The sequence below is a fragment of the Amaricoccus sp. B4 genome, from assembly GCF_043226085.1.
Classification (GTDB): Bacteria; Pseudomonadota; Alphaproteobacteria; order Rhodobacterales; family Rhodobacteraceae; genus Amaricoccus.
Window position 1 is genome coordinate 2414012 of sequence record NZ_CP171225.1, and the last position, 17441, is coordinate 2431452.

The window sequence follows — 17441 nt, forward strand, 5'->3', positions numbered from 1 at the left end:
GGCATCGCGGATTGTCCGGGTGCGGCTCCACCGGTCAGGATCCGCCCTGCCGGGGTGCGGTTCCCGGGGTGGCAATTGCAGGGAGGCCGGTGGATGGATGTCGAGGCGGGGCGGAACAGGGCGGTGGTCGCGGCCTATGTGGCGGCGATGAACGCGGGCGATTTCGCGGCGATGCGCGCGCTTTTCACGGAGGATGCCGAGATCCAGGGGGTGACCGGTGTGGGCGGGCTCGACTTCGCCCTCGGGGTCTGGAGGCAGCTTCACGACGGGCTGGGCATGGAGCTCACGGTGGAGGAGATGGCGGCCGAGGGCGCCTGCGTCGCGGTGCGCTATACCGAGCGCGGGCGCTGGACCGGACCGTTCATGGCGCAGGGCGAGCCGACGGGCCGAAGCTACACGCTGGTGGCGATGGAATGGTTCGAGCTTCGCGGCGGCCGGATCGCACGGCGCTGGGGCGCCCGCGACGCCGCGGCGCAGGCCCGCCAGCTCGGCTTTCGCTCCGAAGATGGCGGCAAGACGGCCTGAGCTCCGGCCCCGAGGTCAGTCCACCCCGGTGAGGGCGCCGCGCATCTCGCCGAAGCGCGCGACCACCGCGCCGATCACCGCCCGAAGCGCGGGGTCGTCGCGGTCGCATTCGCGCCAGAGCAGCCAGACCGGCGCATCGAGAGAGGCCTCCGGCAGAAGCCGCCGGAGCCCCGGATCGCCTGCCGCGACGAGGCAGGGAAGCGGCGCGATGCCGAGGCCCGCGCGCACCGCGGCGATGAGGTTCGGCACGGAATTGCAGCGCATCGCCACGGTCATGCCCTCGGGCACTAGCGTGGCGAGCCAGGCGAGCGCGGGGAGGCTTGCGAGCGGGCCGCTGCCGGTAATGCAGGCGTGCATCGCGAGATCCTCGGCCCGGGCGGGGCGCCCGTGGCGCGCGGCATAGGTGGCGGCGCAGTAGAGGCCCCAGCGGCTCGCGCCGATGCGCCGGCCAAGGAGGCCGGGCACGGTTTCGGCCGGAACGCCGGGGGCCGTGATGCGGACGGCGAGATCGGCCTCGCCCCGGCGGAGGTCGGCGCGGCGGTCCTCGGCGGCGAGTTCGAGGGCGATCGCGGGGTGGCTTTCGCGCAGGCGCGCGGCGAGGCCCGCGAGCACATGGACGGCCAGCGTCTCGGTTGCCGAGACGCGCACATTGCCCGCCACGCCGCGCTGCCAGGCCGACGCGGCGGAACCGAGCCCCGCCGCCGCCTCGGCCATCGGGCGGGCAAGCGCCGCCGCTTCCGCCCCGCGCGGGGTGAGGGCATAGCCGGCCGCGCGGCGCTCGACCAGGCGCACCCCGAGGGCGCGTTCGAGCGCATCGAGCCTGCGGGCGATGGTGGTCTGGTTCACCCCGAGCCGGCGCGCCGCGGCGAGCGCCGAGCCCTCGCCGGCGAGGGCGAGCAGGGCCTTGAGATCGTTCCAGTCGAAGTCGTTTCGGTCGAGCATCAGGCGGTGCCCCGGCAGTGGCTGCGATGGTCCGGCGTTCCGTTATGCGGTCCTGCCGCCCTGTGGGCAAGATCCGCCTGCCCCTAGGCAGCCCGCGTTGCAACGCATATATCGCTCGCGGGACATACGGAGGGAACATGAGCGAAGAGCGGTTTCCGGGCTGGCACGGCACCACGATCGTCGCCGTCCGCAAGGGGGGCAAGGTCGTCGTTGCCGGCGACGGGCAGGTGAGCCTCGGACAGACGGTCATCAAGGGCACGGCGCGCAAGGTGCGGCGGATCGCGCCCGGCGGGCGGGACATCGTCTGCGGGTTCGCGGGATCGACGGCGGATGCCTTCACCCTGCTCGAACGGCTGGAGCGCAAGCTGGAATCGGCGCCGGGGCAGCTGCAGCGCGCCGCGGTCGAGCTCGCCAAGGACTGGCGCATGGACAAGTACCTGCGCAATCTCGAGGCGATGCTGATCGTCACCGACGGCGCGGAGCTCTATGTCATCACCGGGGCGGGCGACGTGCTCGAGCCCGAGCATGACGCGACGGCGATCGGCTCGGGCGGCAACTATGCCCTGGCCGCCGCCCGCGCGCTCTACCAGTACGAGCCGGATGCCGAGGTGATCGCCCGGCGCGCGCTGGAAATCGCCGCCGAGATCTGCGTCTACACCAACGGCAACATGACCGTGGAAAGCATCAGCAAGTGATCCCGGGCACGCCGGTGCGGGCCGCGTCGCGGCCCCCGGCCTGCCCTGACATGAGGGAAATGGCATGACCGAACTCACGCCGCGCGAGATCGTTTCCGAGCTCGACCGTTTCATCATCGGACAGAAGGATGCCAAGCGCGCCGTTGCGGTGGCGCTGCGCAACCGCTGGCGCCGCAAGCAGCTCGCCGACGACATTCGCGACGAAGTCTACCCCAAGAACATCCTGATGATCGGCCCGACGGGCGTCGGCAAGACCGAGATTTCGCGCCGTCTCGCCAAGCTCGCGAGGGCCCCCTTCATCAAGGTCGAGGCGACGAAGTTCACGGAAGTGGGCTATGTCGGCCGCGATGTGGAACAGATCGTGCGCGATCTGATCGATGCGGCCATCGTCATGGTGCGCGCCGACATGCGCGAGCGGGTGAAGGCCGCGGCGCACGAGGCCGCCGAGAACCGGGTGATCGAGGCGCTCGCCGGCCAGGGCGCGCGGGACCAGACCCGCGAGATGTTCCGCAAGAAGCTCCGCGACGGCATGCTCGACGACAAGGAGATCGAGATCGAGGTCGCCGACAACGCGAGCCCCTTCCCGATGCTCGAGATCCCCGGCCAGCCGGGCATGAACATGGGCGCGATGAACCTCGGCGACATGTTCGGCAAGGCCTTCGGCGGGCGCACCACGCGGCGGCGGCTGTCGGTCGCGGCGTCCTACGAGCTGCTCATCACCGAGGAAGCCGACAAGCTCATCGACAGCGAGGCGGTGAACCGCGCCGCGGTCGAGGCGGTCGAGCAGAACGGCATCGTCTTTCTCGACGAGATCGACAAGGTCTGTGCCCGGGCCGAATCCCGCGGGGCGGATGTGAGCCGCGAGGGGGTGCAGCGCGACCTGCTGCCGCTCATCGAGGGCACCACCGTCTCGACGAAATACGGGCCGGTGAAGACCGACCACATCCTCTTCATCGCGAGCGGCGCCTTCCACATCGCCAAGCCCTCGGACCTGCTGCCCGAGCTGCAGGGGCGTCTGCCGATCCGGGTCGAGCTGCGCGCGCTGACGGAAGAGGATTTCGTCCGCATCCTCACGGAGACCGACAACGCGCTCACCCGGCAGTATACGGCGCTGATGGGCACCGAAAGCGTGACCGTGACCTTCACCGAGGACGGGATTGCGGCCCTCGCCCGGATTGCGGCCGAGGTGAACCGCAGCGTCGAGAACATCGGCGCCCGGCGGCTCTACACGGTGATGGAGCGCGTCTTCGAGGAGCTGAGCTTCACGGCACCCGACCGCGCGGGGGATGCGGTCGTGGTCGATGACGCCTTCGTCGAGGCGCATCTCGGCGAACTCATGGCCTCTGCCGATCTCAGCCGCTACGTGCTCTGATCCACCTCATGCCCGCACCGGTCCTCCTCGCCGGAGGACCGGAAATACACCCACATCGCGAGCAGGAGCAGCATTGCCGAGCCGCTGAGGGAATAGGCGAGAAGCGCGAGCAGGATGCCGTACCCGAGCAGAAAGACCATGAGACCTGCAATCGCCGCGAAAAACGCCGATATGATGAGCAGGCCGAGTATCATTGACTTCGTGATCCTGAATCGCTTGCGCATACGACTCCGACCTCGCGAGGGTGGACGATGCCCGAGAGCAGGTTGTATCTCATAGCAGGTTACCTAAAGGTGAATGTCAATGGCCGCGTTCAACCGGCCGTGGATATTCTGGCAGTCATCGTCATCAGGCGGCGCATCGCCTCCACCCCCAGTACAGGCCCCAGCGACATGAGCGCGAGGGTCAGCGGCCAGCCCCAGGCATGTGCCGCGACCGGCACCGCCTGGACGGTGAAGAAGGTGAGCGTGAAGCCGAGCGCCGTCTGGAGGCTCATCAGGCTTCCGGCCCGCTCGGGGGGTGCGGCATCGGCGACGAGCGCCGAGAACTGCGCCGAATCCGGGATCACCACCGCGCCCCAGAGGATCGCGAGCAGCGCGACGAGCCAGACCGGCCCGCCGAACCCGAGGGCGGTGGCAAGCGCGGCACTGCCGCTCGCGATCATCGCGAGACGGGCGACGCGGGCCTTGCCGATGCGGTCGGCGAACCAGCCGGCGGGCAGGCAGAGCAGGCCGCCGGTGGCAATCGCGATGAAGGTCACGAGGCGCGCGGCGGACTGGGCGGCATCGGCCCCGATGCGCAGCGAGAAGGCCGCCGTCAGCGCCGCGCCGATCCAGGCCCAGAAGGCATAGAGCTCCCACATGTGGCCGAGATACCCCGCGAAGGCGAGGCGGATGCGTCGGTCGGTCCAGGCAAGCCACACCGCGCCGGGATCGAACCGCGCCGCGCGGGCGTGCGCCGGCCCGAGGGCGGCGGCGAGCACAAGCCCCGCGGAGAGCAGGGCAAGCCCCGAGGTCGCGCCGACGGTGAGCCGCCAGTTGGCGCCGCCAAGAAAGGCGAAGAGATGGGGCAGCGCCGAGCCGAGCGTGAGCGCGCCCACGAGAAGGCCGACCAGAAAACCGCGGTCGCGCGTGCCCCAGCCGACGACGATCTTCATGCCCACCGGATAGACACCCGCGAGGCAGGCCCCGGTGAGGAAGCGGAGCGCAATCTGGGCCGCCCCGCCGATCGGCGTGACGAGGAGCGCGAGATTGGCCGCCCCCCCGATGGCGGCGCAGATGGCGAGGACCTTGCGGGGATCGAAGCGGTCAGCGGTGCCGTGGAGCGCAAGCCCGAGCGCCCCGGCAACGAAACCGATCTGCACCGCGCTCGAAAGCGCCGCGGCCCGCGCCGCACTGAGCCCGCCTTCCGCCACCAGATCCGGCAGAATCGCGGCGGAGACGAACCACAGGCTCATCGTCATCACCTCGACCGCCGCAAGCAGCAGGACGCTGCGCGTCTTTGCTTCCATCATGCGAACCTCCCCGGCCCGCCTTTCTCAGAGGCGTGGCACCAGTTCTTCGAGCAGCGCCGCCATCTTCAGGCCGGCGACGGCCGCGTTCTCAAGGACCTCCTCGATCGTGTCGGGCTGCTGATCCGGCCCGCCCGCGGCCGCATTGGTAATCGCCGAGAAGCCCAGAACCCGCAGCCCGCAATGGGCCGCCGCAATCACCTCGATCACGGTGGACATGCCGACGGCATCGCCGCCAGCCGCGCGCAGAAAGCGTCGTTCGGCAGAAGTCTCAAGCGAGGGTCCGCAAATACCGGCATAAATTCCGCTCTTCAACGCAAAATTATGTCGCAGAGAGATTTCTTTTGCTCGCGCGCGCAATTCAGGGTCGTAGGCGCGCGACATATCCGGAAAGCGCAGACCCACGGATTCGTCGTTCGGACCCGTCAGGGGATTGGCTCCGGTGAGGTTGATGTGATCCTCGATCAGCATCACCTCGCCCGGTGCGAACGCGGGATTGAGGGCACCGGCGGCGTTGGTGACGACGAGGCTCCGCGCGCCGAGCGCCTTCAGGAGATAGATCGGCAGCGCGATGTCGGCGGCCGCCCAGCCCTCGTAGAGATGGAGCCGGCCCTGCATCAGGGCGCAGCGGGTGCCGAAGAGCTCGCCGAGGAGCAGTTGCCCGGCATGGCCCGGTGCCGTCGAGACCGGCATGCCGGCGATCTCGCCATAGGGGATTGCCACCGCGCCGCGCATCCGCTCGGCCAGCGCGCCGAGCCCGGACCCGAGCACCAGCCCCACAGCCACGGGGGCGCCCGCCCGCCCGGCGATGCTGGCGCGGGCCGCGGCGATGCGCGCGCCGAGCGGCAGGCTCATGCGATGCTCGCCGCGATCCGGGGCGCAAGCGCGCGGACCTCGGCCAGCAGGGCGCCGAGATCGAGGCGGACAAGCTCGCCGTCGCGCACCACCTGTTCCCCGGCCACGAAGACATGGCGCACATCGGATTTCGCCGCCGAATAGACCACATGGGTCATCGGGTCGAAGATCGGGGCGGCGTGGGCGCGGTCGGTCGAGAGCAGGATCATGTCGGCCTGCTTGCCCGGCTCGAGCGAGCCGAGCCGGTCGCCGGCGCCGAGCGCCTCGGCACCGGCCCGGGTGACCATGCGCAGGGCCTGGGCGGTCGTCACCGCATCGGCCCGGAGCGTCGCGGCCTTCGGCAGGGTCGCGGCCATCCGGAGCGCCATCCACATGTCGAGATCATTGCCCGAGATCGCGCCGTCGGTGCCGACCGTCACCCGCACGCCCGCCGCCAGCATGTCGGCGATGCGGGCAAAGCCGCTGGCGAGCTTGAGGTTCGACATCGGGTTGTGCGCAACCGTCACCCGGCGCCGGGCGAGGATCTCGATCTCCTCGTCGTCGAGCCAGACGCAATGGGCGAGCACGGTGCGCTCGTCGAGCAGCCCGAGGTGTTCGAGATGGCGGATCACCCGGCGGCCGTAGCGCGTCTCGATATCGGCGACCTCGGCCCTGGTCTCGGCGGCATGGGTGCAGAAGAGCCCGCCATGCCGGTCGGTGACCGCGCGGGCCGCGGCGAGATTTTCCGGGCCGACCGTATAGGCGCCATGCGGGAACGTGCCGCAGAGCACCATCGGGTCGCCCGCGAACTCGGAGAAGAAGGCCTCGGCATCCGCGACGCGGCGCTCGGCGATGTGGCCGTCCATGCCCGGAAAGTCAAAGAAGATGCCGCCGGTGGAGACGCGCATCCCGAGATCCTTCGCCGCCCCCACCGTCTCCTGCGGATGCCAGAACATGTCCATCACCGTGGTGACGCCGCCGAGCAGCAGCTCGGCAAGGCCGAGGCGCGCGCCGAGCCGGCAGGTCGCGCGGTCGAGGATGGCGCGCTCGGCCTTCCAGACGGTCTGGAGCCAGGGTTCGAGCGGCAGATCCTCGACAAGGCCGCGAAACAGGCTGTCGGCGGCATGGCAGTGGGTGTTGATGAGGCCCGGCATCAGGATCATGCCGGGCGCCTCGATCACGCGCGCCGCGTCGCGGCCGATCTCCGCGGCAGGACCGATGGCTGTGATGCGCCCGCCGGTGACGGCAACCGCGCCCTCGGGGATGACGCTGTCCCGCGCATCGGCGGTCACGATCGTGGCTCGGGTGACGACAAGATCGGAAGGCATGGGGCCTCGCACGGCGATTTTCCAAGGGGTTGCATGCGGGCAGAAGCCCTGTCAACCAGAGGGGCGACGAAAGACCCACGGGAGGCCGCGACGATGCCCGGAACCCCGCCCGACTGGCTGCTGCCCGGCCCGGTTCCGCCCGGGACCGAGACTGCCGAGCGCTGCTTCATCACCGAATATCTCAACGACCCGGCCTCGGCCGAGGTCTCGCTCGCGGAGGCCCGCGTGGCGCCGGGCGTGACGACGCGGCTGCACGTGCTCGAGGGCATCGCCGAGCGCTACGTGATCGTCTCGGGTGAGGGCCTCGCGGAAGTGGGCGGGGTGCGGCACGCGGTGCGGGCGGGCGACCGGGTGCTGATCCCGCCGGGGATACCGCAGCGCATCACCTGCACCGGGGTGACGCCGCTCGTCTTCTGGTGCCTCTGCACGCCGCGCTTCCGGCCGGAGGCCTACCGCGATGTGGATGCGGAAAACCGACACGTATCGAAGAGTCTCATGGAATAGTCCGTCAACTCCAAGTTCGCAATGTAATTTTTTTGCAGTGCATCAATCATAATATTTTACAAGCGGGCGCTTTGCTTTTATAAAACTGCGCGACGGGTGTCGGGGGGCGCTTCTGGGGAGATACGCGCCGGCAACCGGTGCGCCCGCTTTCCACGCGGGGGCTTCAAGCGAAAAAGACCCAAGAACATTTCAGAAGTGGAAACGCCAATGACCGACCAGATGCATAAGCCCTCGGCCGAGATCGTCGCGAATGCTCATGCGGATGCCCAGAAATACGAGGAGATGTATGCAGCGTCGGTTTCCGACCCCGAGGCCTTCTGGGGCGAACACGGCAAGCGGCTCGACTGGATCAAGCCCTATACGAAGGTGAAGAACACCTCCTACGATTACCACAACGTGTCGATCAAATGGTTCGAGGACGGTGAGCTCAACGTCTCCGCCAACTGCATCGACCGGCATCTGGCAACCCGCGGCGACCAGACGGCGATCATCTGGGAAAGCGACGATCCCAATGTCAGCCAGCACATCACCTTCAAGGAACTGCACGAGCAGGTCTGCAAGTTCGCCAACGTCCTGCACGCGCTCGACGTGAAGAAGGGCGACCGGGTCATCCTCTACCTCCCGATGATCCCCGAGGCGGCCTATGCGATGCTCGCCTGCACCCGGATCGGCGCTGTCCACTCGATCGTCTTCGCCGGGTTCTCGCCCGATGCGCTCAAGGCCCGCGTCGAAGGTTCGGGCGCCAAGCTCGTGATCACCGCCGACCAGGCGCCGCGCGGCGGCCGCATGACGCCGCTGAAGGCGAACTCGGACAAGGCGCTCGAGGGCGTGACCGGCGTCAAGCAGCTCGTGGTGCGCCGCACCGGAAACGACGTGGCCTTCGATGCCTCGCGCGACTACTGGCTCGACGAGGAGATGGACCGCGTCTCCGACCATTGCGCACCCGTGCCGATGAACGCCGAGGATCCGCTGTTCATCCTCTACACCTCCGGCTCGACCGGCGCGCCGAAGGGCGTGGTGCACACCACCGGCGGCTATCTTGTCTACGCCTCGATGACGCACGAATACATCTTCGACTATCAGGAAGGTGAAATCTACTGGTGCACCGCGGACGTGGGCTGGGTTACCGGCCACAGCTATATCGTCTACGGGCCGCTCGCCAATGGCGCCACCACGCTGATGTTCGAGGGCGTGCCGACCTATCCGGATGCCGGCCGCTTCTGGGAAGTCTGCGAGAAGCACAAGGTCAACATCTTCTATACCGCGCCGACCGCGATCCGCGCGCTGATGGGCAAGGGCAAGGAGTTCGTCGAGAAATACGATCTCTCCGACCTGCGCATTCTGGGCTCGGTGGGAGAGCCGATCAACCCGGAAGCCTGGAACTGGTATAACGAGATCGTCGGCAAGGGGAACTGCCCGATCGTCGATACCTGGTGGCAGACCGAAACCGGCGGCATCCTGATCTCGCCGCTGCCGGGCGCCACGCCGACGAAGCCGGGTTCGGCGACGAAGCCCTTCTTCGGCGTGCAGCCCGTCGTGCTCGAGCCGACCTCCGGCGCGGAGGTCGACGAGGTGGAATGCGAGGGCGTTCTGGCGATCAAGGACAGCTGGCCGGGGCAGATGCGCACGGTCTACGGCGATCACACCCGCTTCGTGGACACCTACTTCAGCCAGTACAAGGGCTACTACTTCTCCGGTGACGGCTGCCGCCGCGACAAGGACGGCTACTACTGGATCACCGGCCGCGTCGATGACGTCATCAACGTCTCCGGTCACCGCATGGGCACGGCGGAAGTCGAGAGCGCACTGGTGGCGCACCCGAAGGTCTCGGAAGCCGCCGTGGTGGGCTATCCGCATCCGGTCAAGGGCCAGGGCATCTATGCCTATGTGACGCTCAATGCCGGCGAGGAATACACCGACGAGCTGCGCAAGGAGCTGGTGCAGTGGGTCCGCAAGGAGATCGGGCCGATCGCGAGCCCCGACCTCATCCAGTGGGCGCCCGGCCTGCCGAAGACCCGTTCGGGCAAGATCATGCGCCGCATCCTGCGCAAGATCGCCGAGAACGATTACGGAGCCCTCGGCGACACCTCGACGCTTGCCGACCCGAGCGTCGTTGACGAACTCATCGACAACCGGATGAACCAGAGCTGATCTCCGGGTCTTCGAAGAGACAGGCGGCGGGCGGGGCCAAGGCTCCGCCCGTTCGCGTTAGAGCGACATGCCCGCGCCCCGCGGTTCCGTGCCAGGGTCGCAGTGCGGGACTGGTGACAAGGACAGGCAGACCATGACGGATATCATCGGAACCTGGAGGATGATCTCCTGGACACGGGAGTCGGTTGCGACCGGGGAGGTCACGGATGCGATGGGCCCCGATCCGCTCGGCTATATCGCCTATCACGCCGACGGGCGGATGATGGCGACGGTGTTCCGTCGCAGCCGCCTCGCCCGCGGCGATGCGCCCTGGTCGGTGGAAGAGCGGGCCGAACTCTTCGACAGCATGCTCGCCTATGTGGCCGCCTATACCGTGGAGCCCGGCCGGGTGGTGCATCACGTGGAGGGCGCCTGGAACCCGGACTGGGAAGTGGATCTCTCGAGGCCGTTCGCCATCGAGGGGGACCGGCTGACCATCAGCGGCGCCCCCGGCATCGACCCCTCGACCGGCGAGGAGGTCGTCTACCGCATGGAGTTCCGCAAGCTTTGAGCCCGCGGGCGATTGCTGCACCGCAAAATAACCGGGCGAATCAGCCGCAGCACGTCTTGGCCCTTAGCCCTTTCCCCGTTGAATAGCCGATCTGACCTTGTTGCATGGCGGCCTCAGCGTCTGCAGATGCCGAGCAGCTAGCCACGGCGCTTTTCGCAGTTGCAACATGAGCTTGACCGGCGGGCGCAGTGCTCGGCCGTCCGGACCGGTCGTCGGCGGTTTCGGCGGGAAACCGCCGCCCTCGGGGCGTGTGTCTGGACAGCGGCGGGGGCTCTGTGCAAAGGGCAGGCCAACCGAAACGGCACCGGATCAAATCCTTGCGTCTTCTTGCTGCTGCATCTCTGCTCGCCATCGCGCTCACGGGCACTCCGCTCGCGGCCGCCGATGTTCCGCATGCGCGCCCCACGCGCGACGCCTCCGTCAGCTGCCTCGCCGAGGCGGTCTATTTCGAGGCAAAGGGCACCGGGGACAAGGGCGCCCTCGCGGTTGCACATGTGGTGGTGAACCGGCGCGAAAGCGCGAAGTTCCCGGGCACGATCTGCGGCGTGGTGAAGGACGGCTGTCAGTTTTCCTATCAGTGCGACGGCAAGCCGGAGGTCCTGTCGGACAGCCGCGAGCGCGCACGCGCCTACCGCACCGCCGAGAGCGTGCTCGCGGGCGGCACCGACGACCCGACCCACGGGGCGCTCTTCTTCCACTCCTCGGGCGCCCGGCCCGGCTGGTTCGCCTCGCGGCCCCGCGTCGGAGAAATCGCCGGTAACGTGTTCTACAGATAGATCTTTCCTGTCGGCGGTTTTCCGCCAATCCCCCCTTTCCGCTGCATTTCCCACACCGCGTTTTCTTTGATCGTGGTTAATGTGGCTGTTGTTGTCTGAGGAGACCTCGTCTTGCGCAACCTCCGCATCCTGGTCACTGCCCTGTCCGCCCTGCTGATCCTTGCGAACTGCTCCGCGACCCCCACCCCGACGGCGGCCCCGGAGCCGGCAGAAGTCGGCCGGGCGAGCTCCGCGGATCTCGCCTGCCTCGCCGAGGCGATCTATTTCGAGGCGCGGGGCACCGGCCCTGTCGGCACCGAAGCGGTCGCCCATGTGGTCGTGAACCGGGCAAAGAACCCGAAATTCCCCAACAGCGTCTGTGGCGTGGTCTCGGATCGCTGCCAGTTCTCGTATCGTTGCGACGGGCGGCCGGACAATCTTGCCAATTCGGATGACCGCGAGAAGGCCTTCCGCACCGCCCAGACCGTGCTCGCTGGAGCGCCCGACATCACCAAGGGCGCGCTCTTCTTCCACGCTGCCTCGATGCCGCCGGGCTGGTTCAACACCCGTGCGCGCGTCGGCAAGTTCGGCGGTAACGTCTTCTATCGCTAGGAGGCCGCGCGCTCCGCAAGCCGCTGGCGGGTCTGGCGGAGAATCTCCGCCAGATGCCCGAATTCCACGCCCCGTGCAGCGGTCTTGCGCCATGCGAGCACGACTTCGCGCGGGCGGGCCTTCTCGAGCGGGACAAGGCTGAGCCTGTGATCCGCAAACGCGCCGCCGTCGATCGCGAGCTGCGGCAGAAGCGTCGCACCAAGCCCCTCCGCCACCATCGAGGCGAGCGTCGGCAGGCCCGTGGCCAATGCGCGGCGGTCCGGCTGAAGCCGCATCTCGGGGCAGGCGTCGAGGGTGTGGCGGTGGAGGCAGTGGTCTTCATCGAGCAGCAGCAGCCGGGCGCCCTCCAGACCGGCGGGCGCTACGGGGTGCGGGGCATCCGCGGCCATGGCAATCTGGAACCCGTCCTCGAAGAGCGGCTCGACATGGAACTCCTCCAGATCGAATGGCCGGGCCAGCAGGATTGCGTCGAGCCGACCCGAGGCAAGACCGTCTCGCAGGGACTCCGCAAGCTCCTCGCGGAGATAGAACTTCAGATCCGGGCTGGCGGTGCGGATCTCCGGCATCGCGTGGGGCAGCAGATAGGGCCCGACCGTCGGGATCGCGCCGAGACGGAGCGGGGTGTTGGGCATTCCGGCGGCGGTTTGCGTGGCCAGATCCTCGAGATCGCGCACTGCGGCGAGAATGACCCGCGCGCGCGCGGCAATCTCCCGCCCTGCCGGAGTGAGGATGACGGACCGCCTCGTACGCTCGGCGATCTGGACTCCCAGCGCCATTTCGCACTCCCGCAGCCCGGTACTCAACGTCGGCTGAGAGACCTGGCACCGCTTCGCCGCGCGGGAGAAGTTGAGCTCTTCCGCGAGCGCGGCGACAAAACTGAGTTGCCGAATGGAAATTACGGGCTTTTTCAACGTAATCTCTTTTAAATAAATTATCTGAGAACCGTTTTACGCCAGCGATCCCTCCATTCGCAAGCCGACCTCTCGATACGGCAACCCGTCGGCGCGGCGATCCGATCGCCTTCTCCCGTTTAGGGGGTTGAAGCCATTTTGGCAGGCACCTTGTGCTCAAAGATCCCGCGCCGGCTTGCGCCAGCCGCCCCCACAGTGGGTACCTCAAGGCGCCACTCCCCCAGTGCCAAAGCCTTCCGAGGCGACGACCACGGAAGCGGCCTCGGTCACACTTGGCGCGGCGGGCGCAAGCCGGAGGCGGATGGCCGGCGCGATCTGAAGATCCCGCCCGACCGGTTCGCACTGCGGGGCTCGGACGGGATCGAACCAGGGGAAGCCGCCGGCCCGTGGGGCGCCGGTGCGCGCGCGCCCCGGAGACTGCGCCTGCGGTCAGGCCGCGGCGCTCACCAGCTCGCCGGCGAGCGCGCGATCGATGAGGGCGATGGTCTCGGGAATGCCGTAGAGCGCGATGAAGCCGCCGAAGCGCGGGCCCTGGCTTGCGCCGAGCAGCACCTCGTAGAGCGCGCCGAACCAGGCACGGAGCGGGTCGAAGCCGTGCGCGTTGCCGACCGCGAAGACGAGATTCTGCAATTCCTCGCCATCGACCGGGCCCTCCCAGGCGGCGAGCCGGTCGCGCAGATCTGCCAAGGCGGCAGCCTCCCGGTCGTCGGCTGCGCGGTAGACCTTCGCCGGCAGGACGAAGTCCTCGAAGTAGCGCACCGCGCCGCCCGCCGCGGCGTCGAGGCCCGGATGGGTCTCCGGGCTGGCCTCGGGTGCGTATTTCCGGATGAAGCCCCAGAGCACGTCCTTGTCATGCGCACCGGAGGCGGAGGCCAGGTTGAGCAGCATGGAAAACGGCACGACCATGTCGGAGGCGGGCGGATGGCCGCCGTGAATGTGCCACGCCGGGTTGGCGAGCTGCTGATCCGGCGTCTGGCCAGGATAGGCGCGCAGATGCTGGTGGTATTCGTCCACCGCCTTCGGGATCACGTCGAAGAAGAGCCGCTTGGCGGTCTTCGGCTTCTGGAACATGAAATTCGCGAGCGACTCGGGGCTCGCGTAGGCGAGCCATTCGTCGATCGAGATGCCGTTGCCCTTCGACTTGGAGATCTTCTCGCCATTGTCGTCGAGGAAAAGCTCGTAGACGAAATGCTCGGGCGGGTTGCCGCCGAGAATGCGGCAGATCCGGTCGTAGATCGGCGTGTTGGAGCTGTGGTCCTTGCCATACATCTCGAAATCGACGTCGAGTGCGGCCCAGCGGGCGCCGAAATCGGGCTTCCACTGCAGCTTCACCTGGCCACCGGTGACGGGAAGGGTCCATTCCCGGCCCGTCTCGTCGTCGAAGGTGATGGTGCCCGCGCGGCCATCCACATGCTTCATCGGCACGTAGAGCACACGCCCCGTCTCGGGGTGGATCGGCAGGAAGCAGGAATAGGTCTGCTGGCGCTCCTCGCGCAGCGATTTCAGCATCACCTTCATGATGTCGTCATAGCGCTCGGCGGCGCGGAGCAGCACCTCGTCGAACTGGCCCGAGCGGTAAAACTCCGTCGCGGAGATGAATTCGTATTCGAAGCCGAAGGTATCGAGGAAGCGCCGAAGCATGGCGTTGTTGTGATGCCCGAAGCTCTCGAACGCGCCGAACGGGTCCGGCACGGAGGTGAGCGGCTTCTGCAGGTGCTCGCGCAGCATCTCCGGGTTCGGGACGTTCTCCGGTACCTTGCGCATCCCGTCCATGTCGTCGGAGAAGCAGATGAGCCGGGTCGGGATATCCGAGAGCACCTCGAAGGCGCGGCGGATCATCGTCGTGCGCGCCACTTCGCCGAAGGTGCCGATATGGGGCAGACCCGAAGGGCCGTAGCCGGTCTCGAAGAGCACGTAGCCCTTCTCGGGCGGCGCTTTCTCGTAACGTTTGGCAAGGGCGCGCGCCTCCTGGAAGGGCCACGCCTTCGAGTTCTCCGCCACCTTGCGCACGTCGTACATCACCACACCGTCGAGATTGTCACGCGAAATATTGATCGGGGCGGCCGAGCCGCCCGTCCGCTTCCTATTGCCCCCCCGTTCGGCGGTCAATAGAACCGGCCCGAACGCATGCGCTTGCAGAGAGGGATGCCATGGCCTCCGATTTCCCGTTGCCATCGTTTACCGCGCAGGATGCGCTGGTAGCGGTCATGGTGGCCGTCTCCGCCTCGGACGAGAACATCTCCAACAACGAGCTCATATCGATCGGCCGTATGGTCGAATCGCTGCCGGTCTTCGTCGGCTTCGACCGCGACCGGCTCGCGATGGTCAGCCAGACCGTGTTCGATCTCTTCGAGGAAGAGGACGGGCTCGATGCGCTCTTCGGGCTCCTGCGCGATGCGCTGCCCGAAAGGCTCCACGAGACCGCCTATGCGCTGGCCTGCGACGTGGCCGCGGCCGACGGCCAGACCTTCCAGGCCGAGCTGCGGTTCCTTCAGGAGCTGCGTTACGAGCTCAACATCGAGCGGCTGCATGCCGCGGCGATCGAGCGCGGCAGCGCGGCGCGGCATCGGCGCCTGCCCGAAGCGGAAGGCTGAGGCCGCCCGCCGGCGGCCGGCCCCGGACGGATCAGCGGGTTGCGACCCAGCCCGCCGTGCCGCAGATCGCCAGCGCCGAGCCGCGGTTGATCGCCCGCACCCGGTGCGGCGCGGTCAGGAGCGCCCGGGCCCAGGATGCAAGCAGCATGTAGCCCGAGAATACGACCGCGAGCACGCAGGTGACGATGGCGGCAAGCTCGGCATAGCCGAGCAAATCCACCGCGCCGAGATCGACCAGCGAGGGCAGGAGCGCCAGGTAGAAGACCATCACCTTGGGATTGCCCATGGTGAGCGAGAAGCCCGCGAAGAGAAGCGTCGGCGTCCGTTCGGTGCGCGGAAGCACGGTGCTGCCGCCGCCGATGACCGCTGGCGCGTGCCACATCTTCCAGGCGATCCAGAGCAGATAACCGATCCCGGCCCATTTCACCGCGAGAAAAAGCAGGTGGAAGCTCTGCGCGAGCACCGCGAGGCCGCCGACGGCAAAGGCAAGCCAGACGAGATCGCCGAGCCACATGCCGAGCGTGAAGGCCGCCGCTCCGGCAATGCCGCGGCCGAGAACGCGGGCGACAAGCGCCGCGATCCCCGGCCCGGGAATGGCGACGGCAACGAGCAGGGTTCCGGCGAAGACGAGAAGCGATGCGGGTTCCATGGGGGCCTCCAACCCCTCCGCCTCTATCCCGGACGGTGCATCGGGCGCAAGGGCGGCGGCGGGAAGGCCTCGGTCGCCCAGTCACGCAGGAGCGCCTGCTGCATGCCGCGTGCCCGGCCGGCCCAGCCCCGCGCGCCGGGCGGGCGCCCGGCGGCGTCGGGGCGGATTGTCGCGCGGAGATCGGCGTCGGAGGAATAGATCGCGAAGGCAAGCGTGCGGTCAGGCCCCTGGATATAGCCCGCGAGCCCGCTCGCGAAGAAGAGCGTGCCGGATTTCGCCGCGACCCGGACATGGGGCAGGACGAGCGGCCGCCTGTCCGGCCCGAGGAGGGCCTGTTCACGCAGGAGGCCGGGCAGCGCACCGCCAGCTTCGGCCGCCAGCACCTTCACCGTCTCGGCGGGCGACCAGAGCGAGAGAGCCGAGAGGCCGGAATGGTTGACGAAAACCGCTTCGGTGAGGCCGTAGCGCGCCCGCGCCCATTCGGTCATCGCCGCCGCACTTTCGCCGACGTCCGCCGGGTCGAGGCCGCGGGCCTGGCTCGCGCGGAGTCCGACGATCTCGGCCGTGATGTTGGTGGAATAGCGCAGCATGCCATGCAGGATTTCCTCCAGGGCCGCGCTCTCGTGCGCAACGAGGACGTCGCCCGGCGGAGCATCCCCGACGAGCTCCGCCGCGGGAAGCGCGAGGCCGAACTCGGCCGCGAGATCGCGGAAGACCTCGCCAGCGTAGGCGCCGGGCCGGCGGGCGGGCAGCCAGACGCCGCCCCGGCCCTTCATCTCGCCGCCCGGAAGCGTCCAGATCTCGCGCGTGCCCTCGACGCGGTGTCTTGGTGGCGGCGCGGCACCGAGTTCGCCGCCGATACCCGCGAGGCGCACGCGGAAATCGCGCCCCGGTGCGGCGAAGCCGAAATCCGGGCGGCCGCTCTTGCCGGGCTGCCATTCGACCCAGACGCGGTTGAAATTGAGATTGAGCCCCGAGATCGCCGGGTTGTAGCCCACATGCATCGGCTGGCCGGGATCGACCGCCTCGGTAAAGGGCAGCGCGCCCTCGGCGACGAGGAACCGGCCCGAAACGCCGGTCACACCGCGCGCGATCAGCGCGGCCGCCATCCGCTTCAGATCGTCGGTGTCGAGCAGCGGATCGCCATCGCCCGCGAGCACCAGATCGCCCTTGAGCACGCCGTCTTCGACCGGCCCGGTGCCGATGAGCCGGGTGGTGAAGCGGTAGTCCGGCCCGAGCGCATCGAGCGCGTAGAGCGTCGTCATGATCTTGAGGACGGAGGCGGGCGGCTGGCCGGTCTCGGCCCGCCAGGATTCGATCAGCCCGCCATCGCGGAGATCGGCAAGCGCGACGCCGGTCCTTTCGGCAAGACCCGAGCGGGCCACGGGATCGGAGATCCCCGCCAATGCGCCGCCCACGGGCGCAAGGATCGCCGCCGCGGCCAGTCCGGAAAGAACCTGCCGCCGCGAGACCGGAATGGAACCCTGCGACAACACCATTCGCGCAGTG

The 17441-nt window shown here is 68.3% G+C and carries 18 protein-coding genes; 9 read left to right on the top strand and 9 right to left on the bottom strand.

Annotated elements, in window-relative coordinates:
• The first annotated feature begins 93 nt into the window (after positions 1–93).
• On the top strand, positions 94–525 hold the full coding sequence (locus ACF66B_RS11570) for a nuclear transport factor 2 family protein (RefSeq protein WP_111431284.1): 432 nt from the start codon (positions 94–96) through the stop codon (positions 523–525).
• A gap of 15 nt (positions 526–540) precedes the next feature.
• On the opposite strand, the gene ACF66B_RS11575 is transcribed toward ACF66B_RS11570, so the two are convergent.
• The gene (locus tag ACF66B_RS11575) at positions 541–1467 is read right to left on the bottom strand and encodes a LysR family transcriptional regulator (protein ID WP_111431285.1); all 927 of its coding nucleotides are present in this window, start codon (positions 1465–1467) and stop codon (positions 541–543) included.
• 137 nt (positions 1468–1604) lie between these two features.
• Here ACF66B_RS11575 and hslV point away from each other — a divergent pair, with 137 nt between their 5' ends.
• Together hslV and hslU are read left to right on the top strand one after the other, a co-directional pair.
• Complete coding sequence (gene hslV / locus ACF66B_RS11580) at positions 1605–2162, top strand: ATP-dependent protease subunit HslV (RefSeq protein WP_111431286.1); 558 nt, start codon at positions 1605–1607, stop codon at positions 2160–2162.
• A 64-nt stretch (positions 2163–2226) separates the two neighbouring features.
• Positions 2227–3534 (top strand): ATP-dependent protease ATPase subunit HslU, encoded by a 1308-nt coding sequence (hslU, locus tag ACF66B_RS11585; protein WP_111431287.1) that lies wholly within the window; start codon positions 2227–2229, stop codon positions 3532–3534.
• Here the strand turns inward: hslU and ACF66B_RS11590 are convergent.
• The 4 genes from ACF66B_RS11590 to ACF66B_RS11605 form a co-directional block, all read right to left on the bottom strand.
• Positions 3522–3728 carry a hypothetical protein gene (locus ACF66B_RS11590; protein ID WP_111431288.1) on the bottom strand — a complete coding sequence of 69 codons (207 nt, stop codon included), beginning with the start codon at positions 3726–3728 and terminating at the stop codon, positions 3522–3524. The two genes, hslU and ACF66B_RS11590, sit on opposite strands and share 13 nt — an antisense overlap.
• 119 nt (positions 3729–3847) lie before the next feature.
• On the bottom strand, positions 3848–5047 hold the full coding sequence (locus tag ACF66B_RS11595; protein WP_392662652.1) for an MFS transporter: 1200 nt from the start codon (positions 5045–5047) through the stop codon (positions 3848–3850).
• A gap of 24 nt (positions 5048–5071) precedes the next feature.
• Positions 5072–5899, bottom strand: coding sequence for a purine-nucleoside phosphorylase (locus ACF66B_RS11600; protein WP_111431289.1), 828 nt, complete (start codon positions 5897–5899; stop codon positions 5072–5074).
• A complete protein-coding gene (locus ACF66B_RS11605) occupies positions 5896–7206 on the bottom strand; it encodes an amidohydrolase (protein WP_111431290.1) in 1311 nt (436 codons plus the stop codon). The genes ACF66B_RS11600 and ACF66B_RS11605 overlap by 4 nt, the downstream gene beginning before the upstream one ends.
• 93 nt (positions 7207–7299) lie before the next feature.
• Between ACF66B_RS11605 and ACF66B_RS11610 the strand changes: the two genes are divergently transcribed.
• The 5 genes from ACF66B_RS11610 to ACF66B_RS11630 all read left to right on the top strand — a co-directional run bounded on the left by ACF66B_RS11610 (position 7300) and on the right by ACF66B_RS11630 (position 11778).
• Complete coding sequence (locus ACF66B_RS11610; protein WP_111431291.1) at positions 7300–7710, top strand: cupin domain-containing protein; 411 nt, start codon at positions 7300–7302, stop codon at positions 7708–7710.
• 207 nt (positions 7711–7917) lie between these two features.
• The gene (acs, locus tag ACF66B_RS11615) at positions 7918–9861 is read left to right on the top strand and encodes an acetate--CoA ligase (protein WP_111431292.1); all 1944 of its coding nucleotides are present in this window, start codon (positions 7918–7920) and stop codon (positions 9859–9861) included.
• A 133-nt stretch (positions 9862–9994) separates the two neighbouring features.
• On the top strand, positions 9995–10411 hold the full coding sequence (locus ACF66B_RS11620; protein WP_392662657.1) for a lipocalin-like domain-containing protein: 417 nt from the start codon (positions 9995–9997) through the stop codon (positions 10409–10411).
• Between the two features lie 317 nt (positions 10412–10728).
• Positions 10729–11187, top strand: a complete 459-nt coding sequence (locus ACF66B_RS11625) for a cell wall hydrolase (RefSeq protein ID WP_392662659.1) — start codon at positions 10729–10731, stop codon at positions 11185–11187.
• 111 nt (positions 11188–11298) lie between these two features.
• Positions 11299–11778, top strand: a complete 480-nt coding sequence (locus ACF66B_RS11630; RefSeq protein ID WP_111431294.1) for a cell wall hydrolase — start codon at positions 11299–11301, stop codon at positions 11776–11778.
• Here the strand turns inward: ACF66B_RS11630 and ACF66B_RS11635 are convergent.
• The gene (locus tag ACF66B_RS11635) at positions 11775–12689 is read right to left on the bottom strand and encodes a hydrogen peroxide-inducible genes activator (RefSeq protein WP_111431295.1); all 915 of its coding nucleotides are present in this window, start codon (positions 12687–12689) and stop codon (positions 11775–11777) included. The two genes, ACF66B_RS11630 and ACF66B_RS11635, sit on opposite strands and share 4 nt — an antisense overlap.
• Positions 12690–13118: 429 nt before the next feature.
• Positions 13119–14708 (bottom strand): lysine--tRNA ligase, encoded by a 1590-nt coding sequence (locus tag ACF66B_RS11640; protein ID WP_111431311.1) that lies wholly within the window; start codon positions 14706–14708, stop codon positions 13119–13121.
• Positions 14709–14839: 131 nt separating this feature from the next.
• Here ACF66B_RS11640 and ACF66B_RS11645 point away from each other — a divergent pair, with 131 nt between their 5' ends.
• Positions 14840–15283 (top strand): tellurite resistance TerB family protein, encoded by a 444-nt coding sequence (locus ACF66B_RS11645; RefSeq protein WP_111431296.1) that lies wholly within the window; start codon positions 14840–14842, stop codon positions 15281–15283.
• 31 nt (positions 15284–15314) lie between these two features.
• Here the strand turns inward: ACF66B_RS11645 and ACF66B_RS11650 are convergent, their stop codons facing one another.
• Both ACF66B_RS11650 and dacB read right to left on the bottom strand, forming a co-directional pair.
• Positions 15315–15932: a LysE family translocator gene (locus tag ACF66B_RS11650; protein WP_111431297.1), complete on the bottom strand. Its 618-nt coding sequence runs from the start codon at positions 15930–15932 to the stop codon at positions 15315–15317.
• A 23-nt stretch (positions 15933–15955) separates the two neighbouring features.
• Positions 15956–17425 (bottom strand): D-alanyl-D-alanine carboxypeptidase/D-alanyl-D-alanine-endopeptidase, encoded by a 1470-nt coding sequence (gene dacB / locus ACF66B_RS11655; protein ID WP_162683387.1) that lies wholly within the window; start codon positions 17423–17425, stop codon positions 15956–15958.
• Between the last annotated feature and the right edge of the window lie 16 nt (positions 17426–17441).

Excerpts from the sequence above, each read along its gene's own strand:
- ACF66B_RS11645 (WP_111431296.1), top strand. The coding sequence starts at position 14,840 with ATGGCCTCCGATTTCCCGTTGCCATCGTTTACCGCGCAGGATGCGCTG.
- ACF66B_RS11570 (WP_111431284.1), top strand. The coding sequence starts at position 94 with ATGGATGTCGAGGCGGGGCGGAACAGGGCGGTGGTCGCGGCCTATGTG.
- ACF66B_RS11600 (WP_111431289.1), bottom strand. The coding sequence starts at position 5,899 with ATGAGCCTGCCGCTCGGCGCGCGCATCGCCGCGGCCCGCGCCAGCATC.
- ACF66B_RS11620 (WP_392662657.1), top strand. The coding sequence starts at position 9,995 with ATGACGGATATCATCGGAACCTGGAGGATGATCTCCTGGACACGGGAG.
- ACF66B_RS11610 (WP_111431291.1), top strand. The coding sequence starts at position 7,300 with ATGCCCGGAACCCCGCCCGACTGGCTGCTGCCCGGCCCGGTTCCGCCC.
- ACF66B_RS11605 (WP_111431290.1), bottom strand. The coding sequence starts at position 7,206 with ATGCCTTCCGATCTTGTCGTCACCCGAGCCACGATCGTGACCGCCGAT.
- ACF66B_RS11575 (WP_111431285.1), bottom strand. The coding sequence starts at position 1,467 with ATGCTCGACCGAAACGACTTCGACTGGAACGATCTCAAGGCCCTGCTC.
- ACF66B_RS11650 (WP_111431297.1), bottom strand. The coding sequence starts at position 15,932 with ATGGAACCCGCATCGCTTCTCGTCTTCGCCGGAACCCTGCTCGTTGCC.
- ACF66B_RS11595 (WP_392662652.1), bottom strand. The coding sequence starts at position 5,047 with ATGATGGAAGCAAAGACGCGCAGCGTCCTGCTGCTTGCGGCGGTCGAG.
- acs (WP_111431292.1), top strand. The coding sequence starts at position 7,918 with ATGACCGACCAGATGCATAAGCCCTCGGCCGAGATCGTCGCGAATGCT.
- ACF66B_RS11590 (WP_111431288.1), bottom strand. The coding sequence starts at position 3,728 with ATGATACTCGGCCTGCTCATCATATCGGCGTTTTTCGCGGCGATTGCA.
- hslV (WP_111431286.1), top strand. The coding sequence starts at position 1,605 with ATGAGCGAAGAGCGGTTTCCGGGCTGGCACGGCACCACGATCGTCGCC.
- ACF66B_RS11640 (WP_111431311.1), bottom strand. The coding sequence starts at position 14,708 with ATGTACGACGTGCGCAAGGTGGCGGAGAACTCGAAGGCGTGGCCCTTC.
- hslU (WP_111431287.1), top strand. The coding sequence starts at position 2,227 with ATGACCGAACTCACGCCGCGCGAGATCGTTTCCGAGCTCGACCGTTTC.